This window comes from Flavobacterium psychrolimnae (assembly GCF_003312425.1).
Taxonomy (GTDB): domain Bacteria; phylum Bacteroidota; class Bacteroidia; order Flavobacteriales; family Flavobacteriaceae; genus Flavobacterium; species Flavobacterium psychrolimnae.
The window spans coordinates 146,104-166,152 of the sequence record NZ_QNUX01000008.1 but is presented as its reverse complement, the minus strand read 5'-3'; the positions used below and the strand labels follow the sequence as shown (position 1 = coordinate 166,152).

The following is a 20,049-nucleotide window of genomic DNA, read 5'->3' as shown; positions in this document are numbered from 1 at the left end:
GAAAAAAATACCGATTTACTGAATTCCAAAAAAATCCGTTTTCAACGGTTAAAATTTATGGAAGAGGATAATAATTCAAATAAAAAATCCTGACGTAAATAGTCAGGATTTCAAAGTTTATTATCGAGTAAACCAATTTTTTATTTTTTAAAGCAATTTTTTCAAACTCCCACAAACTGCTAATTCTACATCAGCCGGACTTCTGGTATTGCATTTCTCCAATAAATCTTCTAATAACGCTTGATTAACTTTTTGTTTTTTATCCATTAAAAACAATAACTGCTCCGATACATCACTCAAACTTTTAGACAAAGGCAAAAGAGGTTGCACAAGCGGCGCATTAGCACTTAAAGCAATTAAATCGGAATTTAAGGTAATCCACTTCTTAAAAAAATCAGTCACCACAACTTTATTCTCCTTGCTTTTATCCGCTAAATACGCATTGACTGCAACATTAAAATCTAGCGCTTCCGAAGCATCCGCATTACAAGCATCCGCAAATAAAGTTAGCGGAGAATGCATGCGGTATTTTTTTCCGCCACCGTTGCGTTTGTAATTTTTCAATGGTTCACAGAGATTCGAAAAATCATTCAATGCCCGTGTATCTTGATTGTTGCTGATGTTTCTCAAAATCACTTCTTTGTTTCTAATGTGAGTAATTCCAAGTTCTTCTAATCGAAAAGAAATCGTTTTCAACCTTTTGCGCAAGCTGTTCATATCATTCACTTCCGCACTTGACCATAATCGTTCGGCTATTGCGGCGGTTCGTGGCCAAATCCTGGAATCTATATTTAATGGCGTTACGAGTTCGCTCCACATCGCAGCTTCTCCTCCTAAAACTCTTGCTTTTTCTTCAGGACTAAGAATAATCTTTTTAGGTAAGGGATCATTCATATAATGACTTTCTAAACCTAACATCAAATCAATATAGTATCCATTGGATAAAACAGTATTATAACCGCTTTTTGCAGCTTTTATCAATGCTCCACCAGCTTCTTGACCTTCATTCGTTCCTCTCCAAGCATGAATTATAGCATCTTTAGACATGTTTTCAGTCATTATTTCTTCCCAACCCATCAATTTTTTATTGTGTTTTTTTAGCATTGGAATCAACTTCATGTTAAAATAAGTCTGTAAATCATGGTTGTTGACCAAATTATTATCCTTCTTAAATTGCTGAATAGTAGGATTTGCATTCCATTCTTTACCATTATTTTCGTCACCACCAATATGAAAATAACTACCTGGAAATAACGGACACACTTCATCAAAAATTGAGCTTAATATTTCATAGGTTTTTGGATTTGTAGGATCTAGAGTCGCATTAAAAATTCCTGAATTTCTTTGCACTTCGTACGTAATTTTACCCTCGCCTACTTTACTTCCTATTTCCGGATAAGCAGTCAACAATGCCGAAGCATGTCCCGGAACATCTATTTCAGGAATAACCAGAATTCCTCTTTCATCGGCATACTTTACAATATTTTTGATTTCTTCTTGAGTATAAAAACATCCATCTGACGCTAATTCAGTTAATTTAGGATGATTTTTTAATTGAATTCTCCAACCTTGATCATCGGCTAAATGCCAATGGAAAACATTCATTTTCATCGAAGCCATAGCGTCTAGATTTCTTTTTATAACATCTACCGGTTGGAAATGTCTTGCGGCATCAATCATCAAGCCTCTCCAAGTAAAACGTGGCGAATCTGAAATTTCAACAACCGGAAAGTAAAACGATGTATTATTGTTTTGCAACAATTGCAATAAAGTTTCCAAGCCATGCAATGCTCCTAAATCATTGCTGGCATTAATAATAATTTTATTCGAGGTAATTGTAAGTTGGTAACTTTCGTCCTCATTAATTTCTATTTTTCCATTGCGAACACAATTTATTTGTAATTCGGCTTCCGGACTTTCGTTGACTTTCGTCAAAAAACTCTGCTCGAGAAATAGTCCGGTTCTGCCATCCAATCGTCTTACAAAGTTGGTTGCGCCTATGAAAATTCGGGAATTAGGATTCCCGGTAATATTCACTTTGAAATTTTTGCTTAAAGCAAAAGTGCCTTCAGACAACTTTATATTTTGTGGCCAAGGCATCAGGTTTAATTGCTCGGTGGTGATTTGAGCATTCGAGATAAAAGTTCCCAATAATAGGATTAAAAAGTATTTCATAGTTTATAGGTATTCAAGATATTATTAATAATCAAAACGTTTAAAAGCTTCGATGGCTTCATATTCAGCCAATCCCAAATCATCATACAATTTTGCTGTATGTTTATTTCGATCTTCGGCTCTTACCCAGAATTCTCTGGAATCATTGCCTTGAAACATCACGCGATCTTTTTGCGATTGATGGTACAAAATAGCGTGTCGTTTTAACATTACTTCTTCCGGACTTAAAGGAACTGCCATGTCTATTTCGTGTATTTCCCACTCATGCCATGCGCCGCGATAGAGCCACAACCAACAGTCCTTCATAAACGATTCGGGTTTCAAAGCTCCCATTGCCGCAAAAATAGCGTTTAGGCAAACCTCATGCGTTCCGTGCGGATCTGCGAGATCACCTGCGGCAAAAACCTGATGCGGTTTTATTTTTTCGATAATTTCTTTTACAATAGCAATATCATCGGCATGAATTGGGTTTTTCTTTATTAGTCCCGTTTCATAAAAAGGCATATCCAGGAAATGAATATTAGACTCATTCAATCCAATATATCGAACTGCAGCATACGATTCTCTTCGTCTGATAAGTCCTTTTAGTTTCCGAACTTCAAGAGAATCCATTTGGTTTTCTGACTTGTTATTCAAAAAATCAATAACCGATTGAAAATCTATTTTTGTGGCATCATTTTCTACAAAATCATTACAAACTTCGGCAAATTTCAACGCTTCTTCATCCGTAACCGCTATATTTCCTGAAGTTTGATACACGACATGAATGTCATGTCCTTGTCGTATCAATTTAGAGAAAGTCCCTCCCATCGAAATCACATCATCATCCGGATGCGGACTAAAAAGAATAATTCGCTTCTTGGCGGGATTCGCTCTTTCAGGTCTGTTGCTATCATCTGTATTGGGCTTTCCTCCTGGCCATCCTGTTATGGTATGCTGTAATACATTGAACATATTAATGTTCAAATCATAAGCAGAGCCCTCTAAAGCAAGTAAATCTGACATCCCGTTATTGTTATAATCCCTATCAGTTAATTTTAGAATGGAGCGATTTGTTTTTAAACACAACCAAACAATCGCTTTACATTTAAGTTCTAATGTCCAATTACAGTCTTGAACCAGCCATGGAGTTTTGAATCGGGTTAGTTCTGAGGCCGCTGATTGGTCTAAAACAAAAGTGGTATTATCATGATTTTGTAAGAAAGTTGCTGGAATCTCCGGGCTTATATCACCTTGCACAGTTCTTTTTATCACATCAGCTTTATTTTGGCCCCAAGCCATCAAAACAATTCTTTTGGATTTAAGAATTGTCGAAACTCCCATAGTAATGGCTCTTTTTGGAACGTTTTCGATACCATTAAAATCGGAGGAAGCATCAACTCGAGTAATGTAATCCAAAGTAATTATTCGAGTTCCAGAATTGATGTGGGAACCCGGTTCATTAAAACCTACATGGCCGGTACGACCAATTCCTAACAATTGAAAATCAAGTCCGCCTGCGTTTATTATCTTATTTTCGTAATCAATACAATATTGTTTGAGCGCATCAATAAGAATTGTTCCGTCAGGAATATTAATATTTTCCGGTTTGATATCAATGTGATTGAACAAATGCTCGTGCATGAAATGATGATAACTGTGATGATTTTCTTTCTTCATTGGATAGTATTCATCCAAATTAAAAGTGATTACATTTCTAAAACTGAGACCATCTTCTTTGTGCATCCGAACCAATTCTTCGTATACTTTTATAGGTGACGAACCTGTAGCCAAGCCAAGGATACAATCTTTGTTTTCGGCTTGCTTGGATACAATCAGTTGTGCGATTTCCCGAGCAACTATTAAGGACGCTTCTGAAGCATTTTTGAAAATTTTATTGTGAATTTTTTCAAAACGTGTTTCCTCAAATTTACCGACACTTTCATAACTGATATCTGCTTTTCCTTCTGAAGTACTTTTCATATCGTCTTTTTTATACTGATTTATAAAGATAGTTTTTTTTAAAAGAGCAAGGAAAATAAAAAATAACAGAAATCGAATTACTGAGATTACCAATGAAAATTATTAAATCATGAAAATCTTAGACTATTTCTATCGATAAACAATATTCTAAACCAAATTTCCACTTTACCGTTGTTTTATAATTAGCAAAAAGTTTGAAAAAAAAGCAGGTATTTTCAACAAAAATTGGTTATTCAATAATTCTAACAATATTTAGTCTAAATTATTTTTTTTTGATTTACTTAACAAATATATTTACGGTCTTACAACAATAAAAAGTATTTAACACTAATCATTAACCCATTTATACTTATGAATTCAGAACAAACAAAGTCTAATAATTCCGCGCTTTATACGCTCATAACCGTATTTTTCTTTTGGGGTTTTATTGGAGCTTCAAACGGGATTTTTATTCCATTTTGCAAAGCTAAATTTGGCTTAGACCAATTTCAAAGTCAACTAATCGATTTTGCTTTTTATGGTGCTTACTACATCGGAGCTTTATTGCTTTTCATTTTTAGTAGTATTGCCAAAAAAGATATTCTTAACGGTTGGGGATTCAAAAAAGGAATTATTTACGGATTATTGGTCAGCACATTTGGAGCTGTACTTATGATAATTGCAGTAACACAAGGAAGTTATTTGTTTATTCTAGGCGCATTATTTATTGTTGCACTTGGTTTTTCACTACAACAAACATCGGCTCAGCCTTTTGCAGCCTCTCTTGGTGAACCTCATTCAGCTTCTAGCAGATTGAATCTTGCAGGAGGAATTAATTCATTGGGAACCACGATAGGACCAATAGTTGTTTCAATCGCCTTATTTGGAGTTATTGCAGGTGTAAATATTGAAGAATTTGCTCAAAAACCAGATTCATTAGATTCAATGAGAATCCTTTATGTATTTGTAGGAGGATTATTTTTATTGGCAGCAGCCTTATTTCATTTTTCTAAAAAGTTACCATCTGGAAAAAGTGATTCTTCATTTGAAACGGCTAATAAAGCAATGCAAACATTGATTGCTATTACAGTAATTTTGGTTGCCATTTTTGCTTATATCTTTTCTCGTTATGAAGATGCTGAATTTATTACTCGTTTTATAGAGAACAAAGAAAAAGATTACTTGGGATTAGCCTTAACAGTTTCTACACTTTTGGTAGTTGTTATTGGATTATTCTTTGCAAATACAACTGCTCAAAAAAATCCTGAAGGATGGGGAGCCATGAAATACCCACAATTAGTTTTGGGAATGTTAGCACTTTTCGCTTACGTAGGTGTCGAGGTAACTATAGGAAGTAACCTTGGTGAATTATTGGTGACCGCTGATTTTGGTTCTATTTCAGGTCCAGCTTTGGCGCCATACATGTCTATGTATTGGGGAAGTTTAATGATCGGACGTTGGGCAGGAGCCATCACGGTTTTCAACCCATCATCACAATTAAAGAAAATTTTACTTATAGTTGTTCCTTACATTGCATTTGGAGTAGTTTTAGCTGCAAACGCTATTTCTGGACAAGATGTAACGCCTTTATATGCTTACGCATTTGTAATTTTGTTCCAAATCGCTGGTTTCTTTTTAGGAAAAGACCAACCGTCAAGAACGCTTATGATTTTTGGTTTAATGGGAATGACTGCTATGCTTATTGGTTTATTCACTACTGGAACGATTGCTATTTTTGCTTTTATGAGCGGTGGATTATTCTTAAGTATCATGTGGCCTTCTATTTTCTCATTGGCAATTGCAGGTTTAGGAAAATACACATCTCAAGGTTCAGCATTCTTGGTAATGATGATCCTTGGTGGTGGAATTATCCCGCCATTACAAGGAAAACTAGCGGATATTATCGGAATTCATGCTTCTTACTTCATTCCTGTTTTATGTTTCGCTTTCATCGCTTTCTACGGATGGAAAGTAATTGGAATTTTAGAAAAACAAGGAATTGGAAAAGAAATAGAAGTTGGTGGAGGACACTAATTTCAAAACAAACTAACCAAAACCAAACCAATAAAAAATCCCATTTCAAATTTGAAATGGGATTTTTTTATTTAACTGAGACAGAAAACTCCTCACTGAAAACTTTTTTATTTATTTCCTTTCTCGAAATCAGCAACAAACTGTGCCAATCCAATATCAGTCAATGGGTGTTTCAACAAACCATATATTGCAGAAAGTGGTCCAGTCATTACATCAGCACCAATTTTAGCACAGTTTACAATATGCATCGTGTGACGCACTGAAGCAGCAAGAATTTGAGTTTCGTAACCGTAGTTATCATAAATTAATCTGATTTCTTCAATCAAAGCCAAACCGTCTGTAGATACATCATCCAAACGACCAATGAATGGAGAAACATAAGTAGCTCCCGCTTTTGCAGCCAATAAAGCCTGTCCAGCCGAGAATACTAAAGTTACATTTGTTTTAATTCCTTTATCCGAAAAGTATTTAGCAGCCATAACTCCTTCTTTAGTCATAGGCAATTTCACTACGATTTGCTCGTGTAAATCTGCTAATTCTTCCCCTTCTTTAATCATTCCGTCGTAATCCAAAGCATTTACTTCGGCACTTACATCACCATCAACTAGGTTACAAATATCAACATAATGCTTCAAAATGCTGTTTTTCCCTGTAATTCCCTCTTTGGCCATCAACGAAGGATTTGTTGTAACGCCATCCAAAACGCCTAATGCCTGTGCTTCCTTAATCTGAGCTAAATTAGCCGTGTCAATAAAAAATTTCATATTATATAAATTAATTGTGTGTTTCTAATTATTTGGGCGTGACCCTTCGTAAAAACTTCGGGTCAGGCTTTCCGCTATATCCTCGCTAAAAAGCGTGGGATGCCGCTTCAATCCTTCACGCAAATACCGTGCAAAATTACAACTTATAATGGTTCATCAGCATTTTTTCATATACTTTATCCGGTAAAATTCTCTTCAAAACAATTGAGAATTTTTGCATAAAAACGCCCACTTTATAATGAATTTCAGGTTCCCGAGTTTGTATAATCTGATAAACTGCTTCTGCCATTTCATTAGGGTTACTGCCGCTATCCACATGTTCATCCATAGTTTTCAATGTATTTCCGTATGGAGTTTCGTAAGCCGAACCTTTTAGAACAGGAGCATGAAAACGTCCTGAAGCAATATTTGTGGCAAAATCTCCCGGAGCCACATTAGTAATATGCACACCAAATGATTTTACTTCCATTCGCAATGCTTCCGTGATGAGTTCTAACGCTCCTTTTGAAGCAGAATAAACACTTCGGTAAGGCAATCCCATATAACCCGCAATCGAAGTAACGTTGATAATCAAACCCGAGCTTTGCGCACGCATTTGGGGCAAAACCGCTTTCATCACTTCAATTGGACCAAAAAGATTGGTCTCAAAATTATTCTTGATTTCATGCATAGGAATTTCTTCCAAAGGCCCCGTAATCCCAACACCAGCGTTATTAATAACAACATCTAATCTTCCGGAGATCGAAATCACTTTGGCAACAGCCGCATGAATCGAATCCGCATCCCGAACGTCCAAAGCCACTAAAGGAAAAACCGAATTCAAAATTCGATCCGGATTTCTACTAGTCCCGTAAACTACAAAACCTTTATGATGCAAAAATTCACCAATAGATTTTCCTATTCCGGAAGAACCACCTGTAATTAGAACTACTTTATTCATGATAATTGCTGTTTATGATACGAAAGGTCCAAAAATAAAAAAATCCTCCCGAAGGAAGACTACTTTTGTAATAAATAAAAAAATGGCAAGCGACCTACATCGCACCGCTCAACCACGTACCCTTGCTATGTTCCCATCCTGGGGGAGTCTGCAGGAGCTGGTCGTGTAGGACTTGCCGGTGCAAATATACAATCTTTTTATATTTTTACAAGAGCTTTAATCATTAAAAATAACATTGTATATTGGTACAACAAAAAAAACAAATCATGAAAAATTATAACTTCCTATCTGTCATTTTATTAGGAATCACCTTAGCAAGTTGCAACGAAACAAAAAAAGGTGAAAATACTTTATTCTCCTTTGATAATTCTAAATTTAAGGAACAATACAACCCAAAAGAAACCCTTTCTTTAGAAATTTTGAACTCCAATTCTAAAACTGTAGACAGCATCATCTATTATGTAAATGATAAAAAAGTTGGTTCAACAAAAGGAATAAACAAACTAACTTTTGAATTGAAAGATCAAAAATTAGGCTATCAAAACCTAAAAGCTTTGGTATATTATGAAGGTCAAAACTCCGAAGCTACCACTAGAGTAGAATTAGTTTCAGACATTCAACCAAAATTATTAAAATACACCATCGTAAATACTTATCCGCACGACATCGGAGCCTACACACAAGGTTTAGAATTTTATCGTGACACGCTTTATGAGGGAACTGGAAACGGTACTGGAAACGGAACCGGAGAAAAAGGGATTTCCAGCTTAAGAAAAACAAATTATAAGACTGGAGAAGTTTACAAAAAAGTGGAATTGGCTGACAAATATTTTGGGGAAGGAATTACGATTCTAAACAACAAAGTTTACCAATTAACCTGGCAAAATAATGAAGGGTACGTTTATAATGCAGATACTTTCAAAAAAGAAAAAACGTTTACCTATTTCAAACCTATCGAAGGTTGGGGATTAACAAATGACGGAAAATATCTTTATCAATCTGATGGAACCGAAAAAATTTGGATTATTGACCCAACAACATTTAAAGAAGTAGATTACTTGAACGTGTATTCCTTTGAAACAAAAATAAAAGCTGTCAATGAACTCGAATGGATTGACGGTAAAATTTATGGTAATGTGTATCAAAAAGATGCAATTGCTGTCATCAATCCTAAAAATGGTGCGGTAGAAGCAATTATCAATCTTGCCGATTTAAAGAAAAAAATAACTCAATTACCGGATACGGATGTCCTAAACGGAATTGCCTACAACCCAAAAACAAAAACCATTTTTGTAACAGGAAAAAACTGGAACAAAATGTTTGAAATCAAAGTTTCAGAGTAATTATTAAAAAATGACAACATTAATCATCAATATTAAAGAGTTGCTTCAGGTTCGGGATTCTTCAATTTTGAAAGTTTCGGGTGCTGAAATGGCGGTTTTACCAACTATTAAAAATGCATTTTTGGTAATTAAAGACAAGTTAATTGCTGATTTTGGTTCGATGGATAATATTCCGAAAATAGACAATGACAAAACGATTGACGCAACAGGAAAGATCGTTTTACCATCTTGGTGTGACAGTCACACGCATATCGTGTATGCGGGAAATCGGGAACAGGAATTTGTAGACCGAATAAACGGTTTGTCGTATGAAGAAATCGCTAATCGTGGTGGCGGAATCTTAAATTCAGCTAAAAAACTCAACGAAACTACTGAAGAAGAAATCTGCCAGCAATCCAAAACGCGTCTAGAAGAAGTCATGCGTTTGGGAACCGGAGCAGTAGAAATCAAATCAGGATACGGATTAACAGTTGATGGAGAATTGAAAATGCTTCGCGTGATTCAGCGATTAGCTCAAAATTATCCAGTTACCATAAAAGCAACTTTTCTTGGTGCTCACGCTTTTCCATTAGAGTTTAAAGAAAACCATCAAGGATATATTGATTTAATCATCAACGAAATGCTTCCTGAAATTGCCAAAAATAAACTGGCAGATTTCATAGATGCATTTTGTGAGACGGGTTATTTTACTGTTGAAGAAACCCAACAAATCATGGAAGCCGGAATTAAATTTGGCTTAAAGCCAAAAATTCACGTCAATCAATTTAACTCTATTGGCGGAATTCAAGCGGGAATAAAATACGATGCACTTTCCGTAGATCATCTAGAAGTTATGAAACCGGAAGATATTGAAGCTTTAAAAAATACTGAAACAATGCCCGTTGCATTACCTTCTTGTTCTTATTTTTTGAGTATTCCTTACACTCCAGCACGAGCAATGATCGCGGCAGGACTTCCTCTCGCTCTGGCAACGGATTATAATCCAGGTTCCACTCCATCCGGAAATATGAATTTTGTAGTATCAACTGCGTGTATTAAAATGAAAATGACTCCCGAAGAAGCCATCAATGCTGCCACAATAAATGGTGCGTACGCCATGGGAATTTCTGAAACTCATGGAAGCATCACCATTGGCAAAAAAGCAAATCTAATTATCACAAAACCCATTCCCTCCTACTATCAATTACCTTACGCTTTTGGCAGTAATCTAATTGAGACAGTACTTTTAGAAGGTGAAATTTTTGCATAAAAAAAGAGGAACGTTTTTACGTTCCTCTTTTTTTATACTTATTTTTTGGACGATTATCTTAAAATGAAACTTGTTTTAGAAACCAATATATCAGTATCAAAAATATTGATATAATAAGTTCCTTTAGCAAAATCTTTCCCTTTAAGATCTTGAGTTACCTGAACGGTTTTATTGTCATATTGTACAACCGTTGTAAAACTGTAGGTTAAGGTATTATCTCCAAAAGTTTCTGTTTTTTTGTCTCCTAAAACATTGTTTTTACTATCAATCACTTGAACGTAATACATTTTTTCACCTGATTTAGCAATCGGGTTTTCAGGAATTGTAAAACTAACTCTCAGAACATCTGCTCTGCTCGCTTTGTCTGTTTCAATTTGTTTTCCAGAACTTCTAAGTTTAAAAGCCGATCCTCTTGTATTTAAAACTGTTAATTTCGAACCAATTTCAACTGCTTTAGCCAATTCTTCGTTTTGACCTACCAAAACTTCATTGTATTTCTTAGATTCTCCCAAAACAACTACTGTACTATCACGTTGCGTAGTCAAAGTTGTGTTTTGTTTTTTTAATCCTTCATTTTCCGCCATTAAAACTTTCATATTGCCTTGTAGCGCATTGAATTGAGTTCTATATTTTGACAATGAAGCCACATCACCTTTAGATTTGCTTAAATCAGACATTAAGTTTACCACTTTATCTCTTTCTTGAATCAACTCATCAGACATTGAAGTGTTTTCTGCTATAGCAGCATCATAAGTCGATTTTAATTCCTGCAAATCTTTCATCACCGATTCTTTCTCGGTCAATGTAGTTTTTAATTCTGTTTTAACGGTGTCAGCATCAGAGGTCATTTTGAAAATGTATATCAAACTACCCACTAATAAAATCGCTAATACAGCTATTACGGCTTTAAGACTTGAACTGCTTTTTTGATTTTCCATCTCGATTTAATTTTTATTTATTTACAAATTTAACAATATATAACTACCTAATAACGTAAGTTAACACAATTATATTATTTTTGACTAAAATATTTTTTAATGGAAAAGATTATCCCGTTCACAATCAAAGATCTCGCAAAGATAACCAACCACAGAAGTGGCGAAATAAAATTTGGAGAAAAAATGATAACCATTCCAAAAGATGCAGATCCTCTTGAATTTCTAAAAAATTGTGAAGCAAAATATGTATTGTTTGGTATTCCCGAAGATATTGGCATAAGAGCAAATTACGGCAGACCTGGAGCAGCTTCAGCCTGGGACAGCGCCATAAAAAGCATTGCAAATATTCAGCACAATCGTTTTTGTAAAGGCGGTCAACTTGTAGTTTTAGGTCAACTTGATGTAAGTGAACTTATGAATAATGTTGAAATCCTTGATTTTAATGACATTGATGACCGTTCTAAATTGAGTCAGCTCGTTGATAAAATTGACAAAGATGTATCGCATATCATTTTCAGTATTGTAAAATTAGGAAAAACTCCTATTGTTATTGGTGGAGGACACAATAATTCCTATGGAAATATAAAAGGAACTGCTCTTGCTAAAGGGAAACCTATAAATGCAATTAATTTTGATGCGCATTCTGATTTTAGAATTCTCGAAGGACGCCACAGCGGCAATGGTTTTTCGTATGCTTTTGAAGAAGGTTTTTTGAAAAAATATTTCATTTTTGGATTGCATGAAAATTACACTTCAAAAAGTGTTTTGGATATTATTAAAAAAATTGAAGATCGAGTTCGATATATTACGTATGATAGCTTAAGTATTAGGAAAGAAAAAGACTTTGACCAAGAAATGATAAATGCATTAAGTTTTATAAATGATGATTTTTTTGGAATTGAAATAGACTTGGATGCCATTCCTAACATTGCTTGCAGTGCTATGACAATGAGTGGCTTTTCTGTGGAACAGTTGCGTCAGTTTATATCATTTTTTGGAAAAAATAAAAATGCTTCCTATTTGCATATTTGCGAAGGAGCACCAGATTTAGGAGAAGAAAAAAACAATCATCTTATAGGAAAACTAATAGGTTACTTGGTAACTGATTTTATAAAATCCAATACTATCCAACCCATTCAAACTGTAATTCCTTAGCTTAAAAATTTCTAAATTCAGCTCCGAAATAACATTAAAGAACCATCAAAAATATTAATACTATCTTTACAACACTTTCTAGCTACTTAATTCAAGATATTTACATAACGATAAAACACATATTAATTTATAAGTAATTATTTATGAATGACTTAGATATCATTAAAATCAGAAGAGATTTAGGCAAAACACAACAAGAGTTCGCTGAATTTTTAGGGGTAGATAGAAGAACTGTAATTAACTACGAACAAGGAAATAAAATTCCAGCTTCTAAAATTAAATTACTGGGGACGTTATTATCTAATAATAAAGTTTACACTAATGAGGTGAACAAAAATAGAATTTCAGGGAAAATAGAAACAGTCGCAGAAACGACGGAAAGTCTCAATCGTGAAATTCTAGATTTAAAAGATCACATCAAAACCTTAAAAGATTTAATTGAGGAAAAAAACAAAACTGCTGAAATGTACATCAATGAAAATAAGTTATTAAAAGAAAGTATTTCAAAACTTCAAAGCGCTTCAGTAGATTAAATTTTACACAATTTTACACAAAATCACCAAAATACAGCTATTATGATTAACAAGTATCACATGTATTTAAAGGTATCTATTTTTATTAAATAAGAAAATCAAAATATGTTATTCGAAGATTTATCACTTTCAAAAAGTATACAAAAAGCCGTATTTGAACAAGGCTACCTGAATCCCACTCCTATTCAAGAACAATCGATTCCTCTAGTATTAGCCGGAAGAGATTTAATAGGATGTGCACAAACTGGAACAGGAAAAACAGGCGCATTTGCTATACCAATTATACATCAATTACACCGAATTGTAGGTTCATCAAAGAAAGCCAAAGTAATCAGGTCTCTAGTTGTAACTCCTACGCGAGAATTAGCTGTTCAAATAGGCCAAAGTTTCGACGATTACAGCAAATACACTAACTTGACCCAACTGACAATTTTTGGTGGAGTTTCACAAAATCCTCAAGTTGATGCCTTAAAAAATGGTGTAGATATCCTGATAGCAACACCTGGAAGATTGCTTGATTTACACAAACAAGGTTTTATAGATTTAGATCATTTACATACTTTAGTGCTGGATGAGGCAGATCAAATGCTGGACATGGGATTTGTAAACGATGTCAAGAAAATTGTAAAGCTTACGCCAAAAAACAGACAAACATTATTTTTCTCAGCAACGATGCCAATTGCCATTCGAGAATTAGCTGAAATGTTTCTTACGGATCCTGCAACCGTTACCGTTTCGCCAGTTTCCTCAACAGCTGAAAACGTAGAACAAAGGGTTTATTTTGTTGAAAAGGCCGAGAAAAGAAATTTACTGTATCATTTGATTAAAAATGAAAATTTATCAGATGTACTGGTTTTTTCCAGAACGAAACACGGTGCAGATAATGTTGTAAAAGCTTTACGAAAAAACAACATCGCCGCTGAAGCCATTCACGGTGACAAATCACAAAATGCAAGACAACGTGTTTTGGATGCTTTCAAAAATAAAGAAGTTGGCGTATTAGTAGCTACTGATATTGCTGCCAGAGGAATTGATATCGACCAATTACCGTTTGTAATTAATTTTGATTTACCAAATATCCCAGAGACGTATGTTCATAGAATTGGTAGAACCGGTCGCGCCGGAAATGGCGGAATTGCGATTTCTTTTTGTAGTAAAGATGAGCACGGCTATTGGAAAGATATTCAAAAACTGATAAAAGTTGACGTTAAGACTGTAAATGACCATCCGTATCATTGGCATTCAGGAAGTCCCGAAACAGCGCCCGCATCTGCTGCACAAAAAAATTCAAACCGAAGTGGTGGTGCGCATAAGTCAAGAAAGTCCGACGCATCCAAACAAAATAAAAAGCGCTGGTATTAATTGTATTTCCATAGCAATTTTTTAGCTGTAAGAATTGCCCTTTTAACCAAAACATAAAAACGTAATTAAACGTTAATACATTGTTTTTCAACGTCTTAAATGTTAAAAGCGGTTTGTAAAAATAATTAAATCAATACATTTGATTTAATATATTATAAACAACTTTAAACACAAAATTATGGAAACTTTAGTTAAAAGAAACGGATTAGTGCCAGTAATGAATACAAGTTTATTTCCTTCAGTAAATACATTTTTTGATGATTTTATCTCAAGAGATTTATTTGATTGGACTGATAAAAATTTTACCGCTATGGGCAGTAATTTACCTTCAGTGAATTTAAAAGAAACTGATGACAAACTACAAGTAGAACTAGCTGCTCCGGGAATGAAAAAAGAAGATTTTAAAGTTGAAATTGACAACAACATGCTCATGATTTCTTCTGAAAAAAAAGAAGAAAAAGAAGAAACAAGAAAAAAAGATAATTACGTTCGAAAAGAGTTTAATTATCAATCCTTCTTTCGATCTTTTACTTTACCAGATTCAATTGATGAAAATAAAATTGAAGCTAGTTATAAAGATGGAATTCTTCATATCGACATTGCAAAAAAAGACAATGGTAAGAAAAAGATGTTAAAAAAAATTGCAATAAAATAGAAAAGTATTCAATCATTAACAGATAAAACATCGTTAAATCTTAGAGTTTGTAGGAGACTTTAAAGGTTTAACGATTTTTTTTGTTGTAAAAATTTTAGTTCCTTTAGTTTTTAGAAATCAAAATTGTAATAATACTAAACAACTTAACCGAGTCAAAAGGTTTTATAATAATATCATTAATTCCTGCTGAGAGCGCTTCTTCAGTAATTTCAGCTTTATCGAAAGCAGTAAGTGCCACAATTGGTGTTTCGATTCCCATAAGCCGAATTTTCCTGGTAGTCTCAAACCCATTTATTAGAGGCATATTGATATCCATGAGTATAATATCAAAGTATTCTCTATCAAGGATTTCCAGTGCTGCATATCCGTTATCTACTACGCTACATTTATAATTATTCTTTTCTATAGTTTTTTTGGTAACCAACTGATTAATATGATTATCCTCTACAACCAACACATTTATGGAATGAGGAGGAGCAATATCAACTTGAATGTTATTGATGATATCGATTGTTTTCTCAGGATTGTATTCAAAAGCAATCAAGAACTTAAAAATAGTTCCCTGACCAATGGTGCTTTGCAATGAAATAGTACTATTGAATAAGCCTAACAGTTGTTTTACTATTGAAAGTCCAAGTCCGGTTCCTTGATAATCCGTTTCTTTTCGACCTACTTGTACAAATTTTTCAAAAATCTTCTCTTGATCTTCAGCTGCAATTCCAATTCCGTTGTCTTCAATTCTGAATTCTATAAAATAGGATTTGCCTTCTATTCTTTCTAAATTTATGTGAATTATTACTTCCCCATTTGCAGTAAATTTCAGAGCGTTACTCACCAAATTCATAATAATTTGAGATAGCCGTAATTTATCCCCAATTAAATATTCTGGGATAGCAGGATCAATTTTTACTACGATAAAATTATTATTTTTTTTAGCTAAAAAAGAAAGCGAATTTTTGACCATATTAATTTCATCAGAAATATTAAAAGTCAAATTCTCCAAAATCATTCTATTATCTTCAATTTTGTTAATTTGAAGAATATCATTTACCAACGAAAGCAAGTATCTGGCCGAAAATTTTAATGAACTCAAGTGCGGACTGTCGGCTAATTCTTTATGTTCGTCCAACAACATATTTGTAATTCCTACCACTCCATATAAAGGCGTTCTGAGTTCATGGCTAATGGTTGACACAAATTGAGATTTTAAAACAGAAGCTTCCTCCGCTTTTTCCTTTGCAATTAATAGTTGTTTGTTAGTGGTTGAAAGTTCTGCATTCAATTTTTTTCTAAAATTATTGTTTTTAAACAAAGTATAAAGCAAAAGCAATAAAACGATAGATATTACTGTAAATAACAACAAAATCGTTTTAGATTTTTCTACAATCTGAAGTTGGGCTTCTTTTTCGATTTCAAATTTATCGATTTCCCTTTTATACTCATCTAATTCAACATTAATTCCGGCAATATTAGCTTTCTCCAGTTTTTCCTTGTTGTAGAGTAATGCGGTAATTTCGTTGTATCTATTAAGGTTTTCGTACGCATTTTTATAATCACCCTTGTTCATTAAATGTTTAGAATATTCAAGATGTGCAAAGGATAAATCCGACTTTTCATTGGCTTCATTTCCAGCTTTTATAGCATTCAAAAAAGAATTTGTGGCTTTTTCATCATTGCCTTGATGGGAATAATACATTCCGTTGAGCATATTTATAGCACCAGCATTAGATTTATTACCGAATTTTAAATTGTACTTATTTACGAATTCTAAACTTGGATATCCTTTCTCAAAATGTCCAACATCAAAATAAGCCCAAGCAATATTTAATTTGGTCATAAAAATCTGATTCGTGTCTGCTATTTTTTGACTGTATTTAATAGCATTTTCATAAAAATTTATCCCTTTTATATATTGCTTCTTTTCAAAACAATAGATATTACCTAAATTATTATGAATCCTGCTTTCAAGAGTATCATTGGTAGTCTTGTTAGCGTACTTTAATGCTTTATTGTAGAAAAAAATAGCTTTGTCAAATTCAGCAAGTTCAGCGTAATTAGCAGCTATGGTATTGTAGGAAATTGTAATTGCAGTAGCATCATTAGCAGTAATGGATTTTTGTAATGCTACCTTAGAGACTTCTAATGATTTTTCAAAATTAGCCTCCTTTAAATATTGAGAAGCCTCATCCGTTAGTTTGGTAATTTCTTTGTCAGAAAATAATTTTGTTTGTGCAAAAATAGTGCTGTTAAAAGAATTTAACGTTAGTAATGCCCACAAAACAACACGTATCTGATACATAAACAATTAAAGTTTATCAAATATACATTATTTTAATAAAAAAAGGAAGAAATGGGTAAATTATGTATTAAAATCAAACAGAAGAAAAGAATAATTTAAAAGACAGAAAAACTCCCATATTTAAACAAAAAAACCTGTTCAATAGTTGAACAGGTTAAAATAGGTACTTTAAAATATTATTAATTTCTACTACTCGATAACAACTTCTTCCGTTTCATCAGCCCCTTCCCATTGCCCTACAACTGAAGTCGCTAAAGCATTTCCTAAAACATTCGTTGCACTGCGAAACATATCGCAAAAGTGATCAATTGGCAGAATCAAAGCAATTCCTTCAATTGGAATATCAAACATACCGCAAGTTGCCGCAACAACTACTAAACTCGCCCTTGGAACGCCTGCAATCCCTTTACTGGTAAGCATTAAAACCAAAAGCATGGTCATTTGAGTTCCTAAATCTAAATCTATTCCGTACGCTTGGGCAATGAAAATACTGGCAAAAGTCATGTACATCATACTTCCATCCAAATTAAAAGAATATCCAAGCGGCAACATGAAAGATACAATTCTATCTTTGACACCAAAACGTTCTAATTCTTCCGTCAATTTTGGAAAAACAGCTTCACTGCTGGTTGTACCAAAAGCAATAATTAACGGACTGACAATTCTTTTAAGCAAAACAGTCATTCTGCTTTTTAGAAAAATATACCCTACAACAATCAAAACTACCCAAAGTGATGAAATTCCAATTAAAAAAGAACCAAAAAACTTAAAGTAAGTAATGGCCAATTCCTGAAAATCTCTTACTGCAAATACACCCGCAATAGCTCCAAAAACTCCTATTGGAGCAAACTTCATTACATAGTTTACCATTTTCAGAACAATGTGAGATGTTTTATCTAGAGCGTTTGTAACTGGCTTCACATAATCTCCCAATGCGGCTGCAGCCAAACCAAAGAATATAGAAAAAATTACAATTTGTAAAATTTCATTGGTTGCCATGGCCTCAAAAATACTTTTAGGCACAATATGTTCAATAAAATTTTCAAAAGATATATTTTGAGTTTTTGCAGTAACCTCTGAAACTGAACCCATATCAACATTTGATAAATTAAGGCCAACTCCAGGTTCCAATATGTTTACAAAAAACATACCCAATAATAAAGAGATAAATGAAGCTGTAAAGAACCATCCCATCGCTTTTCCTCCAATTCTTCCTACCGCCTTGATATCACCAAGTTTCGCAATTCCTACAACCAAAGTTGTAAAAACTAATGGAGAAATAATCATTTGAACCAATCTAATGAAAATTGTCGCCAGAATTTTGATTTTATTACTAAAATTTTGAGCCGATTCTGGAGAAATCGAATTGTGTATGATAATGCCTAAAACAGCACCCAAAACCATAGCAATTAATATTTGACCCGTTAATCCTGAAAAAAAAGATGGTTTTTTAGTTGTATTGGTATTCATTAATGAGTTTGTTAGGCTTCAGGACTTATTCTAATTAGAACACTATCTTGTTCACTTATATTGAAGTTAAAAATCGATAATGTTTAAAGCAGAAAAGCTCCAAAAATTAGTATTAATATGTTTTGTTTATCAAATAAAAATCAGCTAAAACAATCGCTGCCATTGCTTCGACAATAGGAACGGCACGTGGTACAACACAAGGATCATGGCGTCCTTTTCCGGTCATTTCCGTAATATTACCTTTATTGTCTAAGGATTCTTGTTTTTGCATAATGGTAGCCACCGGTTTAAAAGCAACTCGGAAATAAATATCCATTCCGTTACTGATACCGCCTTGTATTCCGCCTGAAAGATTGCTTTTTGTCGTTCCGTCAGAATTGTATAAATCGTTATGCTCGCTACCTTTCATTTTTGCACCACAAAAACCGCTTCCAAATTCAAATCCTTTTACAGCATTTATGGAAAGCATTGCTTTTCCAAGTTCCGCATGAAGTTTATCAAAAACTGGCTCTCCTAAACCAATAGGCACATTTTGAATCACACAGGTTACAGTTCCGCCCACAGTATCCCCTTGTTTGCGAATATCCCGAATGTATTCTTCCATAATTACAGCTGCTTCTTCATCAGGGCATCGAACCGGATTATTTTCGGTTTTTGAAAAGTCTAAATCTTGGTATGGTTTTTCTAAAAAAATTGGACCTACAGAAGAAACGTAAGCATTAATTTTTATTTCCGGTAACATTTGTTTTGCCACAGCACCAGCCACTACTCTACTTGCAGTTTCACGGGCTGAACTACGTCCGCCACCGCGATAATCACGAACGCCATATTTTTTTTCATACACATAATCGGCATGACTGGGTCTGTAATTATCTTTTATATGAGAGTAATCGTCTGATTTTTGATTGGTGTTAGGAATAATAAAGCCGATTGGCGTACCAGTAGTTTTACCTTCAAAAATCCCTGAAAGAAATTGAACATCATCCGGCTCTTTTCGTTGGGTAACGATAGCTGATTGACCTGGTTTTCTTCTTGACATTTCGAATTGGATTGCTTCTAAATCTATTGTAATTCCTGGAGGACAACCGTCTATGATTCCGCCTAAAGCATCACCATGGGATTCTCCAAAAGTTGTTATTCTAAATAGTGTTCCGTAGCTATTTCCTGCCATTATAATTTGTTTTGAACAAA

General features: G+C 34.0%; 15 protein-coding genes and 1 other RNA gene. 7 read left to right on the top strand and 9 right to left on the bottom strand.

Features of this window, described 5'->3' with window-relative positions; genetic code table 11:
- Positions 1-147: 147 nt before the first annotated feature.
- Positions 148-2,175: a beta-N-acetylhexosaminidase gene (locus DR980_RS10185; protein WP_113635705.1), complete on the bottom strand. Its 2,028-nt coding sequence runs from the start codon at positions 2,173-2,175 to the stop codon at positions 148-150.
- 24 nt (positions 2,176-2,199) lie between these two features.
- Positions 2,200-4,137 carry a glucosamine-6-phosphate deaminase gene (gene nagB / locus DR980_RS10180; RefSeq protein ID WP_113635743.1) on the bottom strand — a complete coding sequence of 646 codons (1,938 nt, stop codon included), beginning with the start codon at positions 4,135-4,137 and terminating at the stop codon, positions 2,200-2,202.
- A gap of 351 nt (positions 4,138-4,488) precedes the next feature.
- On the opposite strand from nagB, the gene DR980_RS10175 reads away from it, so the two are divergent.
- Positions 4,489-6,150, top strand: a complete 1,662-nt coding sequence (locus tag DR980_RS10175; RefSeq protein ID WP_113635703.1) for an MFS transporter — start codon at positions 4,489-4,491, stop codon at positions 6,148-6,150.
- A 107-nt stretch (positions 6,151-6,257) separates the two neighbouring features.
- On the opposite strand, the gene fsa is transcribed toward DR980_RS10175, so the two are convergent.
- The 3 genes from fsa to ffs form a co-directional block, all read right to left on the bottom strand.
- Entirely contained in the window at positions 6,258-6,914 is a 657-nt protein-coding gene (gene fsa / locus DR980_RS10170; protein WP_073353076.1) for a fructose-6-phosphate aldolase, read from the bottom strand.
- Positions 6,915-7,050: 136 nt separating this feature from the next.
- Positions 7,051-7,854, bottom strand: a complete 804-nt coding sequence (locus tag DR980_RS10165) for an SDR family oxidoreductase (RefSeq protein ID WP_113635701.1) — start codon at positions 7,852-7,854, stop codon at positions 7,051-7,053.
- Between the two features lie 80 nt (positions 7,855-7,934).
- An RNA gene (gene ffs / locus DR980_RS10160) (signal recognition particle sRNA small type) lies at positions 7,935-8,032 on the bottom strand.
- A gap of 88 nt (positions 8,033-8,120) precedes the next feature.
- On the opposite strand from ffs, the gene DR980_RS10155 reads away from it, so the two are divergent.
- Both DR980_RS10155 and hutI read left to right on the top strand, forming a co-directional pair.
- A complete protein-coding gene (locus tag DR980_RS10155) occupies positions 8,121-9,197 on the top strand; it encodes a glutaminyl-peptide cyclotransferase (RefSeq protein ID WP_113635699.1) in 1,077 nt (358 codons plus the stop codon).
- Between the two features lie 10 nt (positions 9,198-9,207).
- A complete protein-coding gene (gene hutI, locus DR980_RS10150) occupies positions 9,208-10,446 on the top strand; it encodes an imidazolonepropionase (protein ID WP_113635697.1) in 1,239 nt (412 codons plus the stop codon).
- A 53-nt stretch (positions 10,447-10,499) separates the two neighbouring features.
- Here the strand turns inward: hutI and DR980_RS10145 are convergent, their stop codons facing one another.
- Complete coding sequence (locus DR980_RS10145; RefSeq protein ID WP_113635695.1) at positions 10,500-11,384, bottom strand: hypothetical protein; 885 nt, start codon at positions 11,382-11,384, stop codon at positions 10,500-10,502.
- A 99-nt stretch (positions 11,385-11,483) separates the two neighbouring features.
- Here DR980_RS10145 and DR980_RS10140 point away from each other — a divergent pair, with 99 nt between their 5' ends.
- The 4 genes from DR980_RS10140 (at position 11,484) to DR980_RS10125 (ending at position 15,089) form a co-directional block, all read left to right on the top strand.
- Positions 11,484-12,539 carry a formimidoylglutamase gene (locus tag DR980_RS10140; protein WP_113635693.1) on the top strand — a complete coding sequence of 352 codons (1,056 nt, stop codon included), beginning with the start codon at positions 11,484-11,486 and terminating at the stop codon, positions 12,537-12,539.
- A gap of 143 nt (positions 12,540-12,682) precedes the next feature.
- Positions 12,683-13,072: a helix-turn-helix domain-containing protein gene (locus DR980_RS10135; RefSeq protein WP_113635691.1), complete on the top strand. Its 390-nt coding sequence runs from the start codon at positions 12,683-12,685 to the stop codon at positions 13,070-13,072.
- A 105-nt stretch (positions 13,073-13,177) separates the two neighbouring features.
- On the top strand, positions 13,178-14,434 hold the full coding sequence (locus DR980_RS10130; RefSeq protein ID WP_113635688.1) for a DEAD/DEAH box helicase: 1,257 nt from the start codon (positions 13,178-13,180) through the stop codon (positions 14,432-14,434).
- Between the two features lie 178 nt (positions 14,435-14,612).
- Complete coding sequence (locus DR980_RS10125; RefSeq protein ID WP_113635686.1) at positions 14,613-15,089, top strand: Hsp20/alpha crystallin family protein; 477 nt, start codon at positions 14,613-14,615, stop codon at positions 15,087-15,089.
- A 103-nt stretch (positions 15,090-15,192) separates the two neighbouring features.
- On the opposite strand, the gene DR980_RS10120 is transcribed toward DR980_RS10125, so the two are convergent.
- From DR980_RS10120 to aroC, 3 genes are all read right to left on the bottom strand, one after another.
- On the bottom strand, positions 15,193-17,388 hold the full coding sequence (locus tag DR980_RS10120; protein WP_113635684.1) for a response regulator: 2,196 nt from the start codon (positions 17,386-17,388) through the stop codon (positions 15,193-15,195).
- A gap of 189 nt (positions 17,389-17,577) precedes the next feature.
- Positions 17,578-18,858, bottom strand: coding sequence for a dicarboxylate/amino acid:cation symporter (locus tag DR980_RS10115; RefSeq protein WP_113635682.1), 1,281 nt, complete (start codon positions 18,856-18,858; stop codon positions 17,578-17,580).
- Positions 18,859-18,970: 112 nt separating this feature from the next.
- Positions 18,971-20,029 (bottom strand): chorismate synthase, encoded by a 1,059-nt coding sequence (gene aroC, locus DR980_RS10110; protein ID WP_113635741.1) that lies wholly within the window; start codon positions 20,027-20,029, stop codon positions 18,971-18,973.
- Positions 20,030-20,049: the final 20 nt, after the last annotated feature.

Bases quoted from the DNA above. Each gene is read 5' to 3' on its own strand.
- DR980_RS10185 (WP_113635705.1), bottom strand. From the start codon at position 2,175: ATGAAATACTTTTTAATCCTATTATTGGGAACTTTTATCTCGAATGCT.
- nagB (WP_113635743.1), bottom strand. From the start codon at position 4,137: ATGAAAAGTACTTCAGAAGGAAAAGCAGATATCAGTTATGAAAGTGTC.
- DR980_RS10175 (WP_113635703.1), top strand. From the start codon at position 4,489: ATGAATTCAGAACAAACAAAGTCTAATAATTCCGCGCTTTATACGCTC.
- fsa (WP_073353076.1), bottom strand. From the start codon at position 6,914: ATGAAATTTTTTATTGACACGGCTAATTTAGCTCAGATTAAGGAAGCA.
- DR980_RS10165 (WP_113635701.1), bottom strand. From the start codon at position 7,854: ATGAATAAAGTAGTTCTAATTACAGGTGGTTCTTCCGGAATAGGAAAA.
- DR980_RS10155 (WP_113635699.1), top strand. From the start codon at position 8,121: ATGAAAAATTATAACTTCCTATCTGTCATTTTATTAGGAATCACCTTA.
- hutI (WP_113635697.1), top strand. From the start codon at position 9,208: ATGACAACATTAATCATCAATATTAAAGAGTTGCTTCAGGTTCGGGAT.
- DR980_RS10145 (WP_113635695.1), bottom strand. From the start codon at position 11,384: ATGGAAAATCAAAAAAGCAGTTCAAGTCTTAAAGCCGTAATAGCTGTA.
- DR980_RS10140 (WP_113635693.1), top strand. From the start codon at position 11,484: ATGGAAAAGATTATCCCGTTCACAATCAAAGATCTCGCAAAGATAACC.
- DR980_RS10135 (WP_113635691.1), top strand. From the start codon at position 12,683: ATGAATGACTTAGATATCATTAAAATCAGAAGAGATTTAGGCAAAACA.
- DR980_RS10130 (WP_113635688.1), top strand. From the start codon at position 13,178: ATGTTATTCGAAGATTTATCACTTTCAAAAAGTATACAAAAAGCCGTA.
- DR980_RS10125 (WP_113635686.1), top strand. From the start codon at position 14,613: ATGGAAACTTTAGTTAAAAGAAACGGATTAGTGCCAGTAATGAATACA.
- DR980_RS10120 (WP_113635684.1), bottom strand. From the start codon at position 17,388: ATGTATCAGATACGTGTTGTTTTGTGGGCATTACTAACGTTAAATTCT.
- DR980_RS10115 (WP_113635682.1), bottom strand. From the start codon at position 18,858: ATGAATACCAATACAACTAAAAAACCATCTTTTTTTTCAGGATTAACG.
- aroC (WP_113635741.1), bottom strand. From the start codon at position 20,029: ATGGCAGGAAATAGCTACGGAACACTATTTAGAATAACAACTTTTGGA.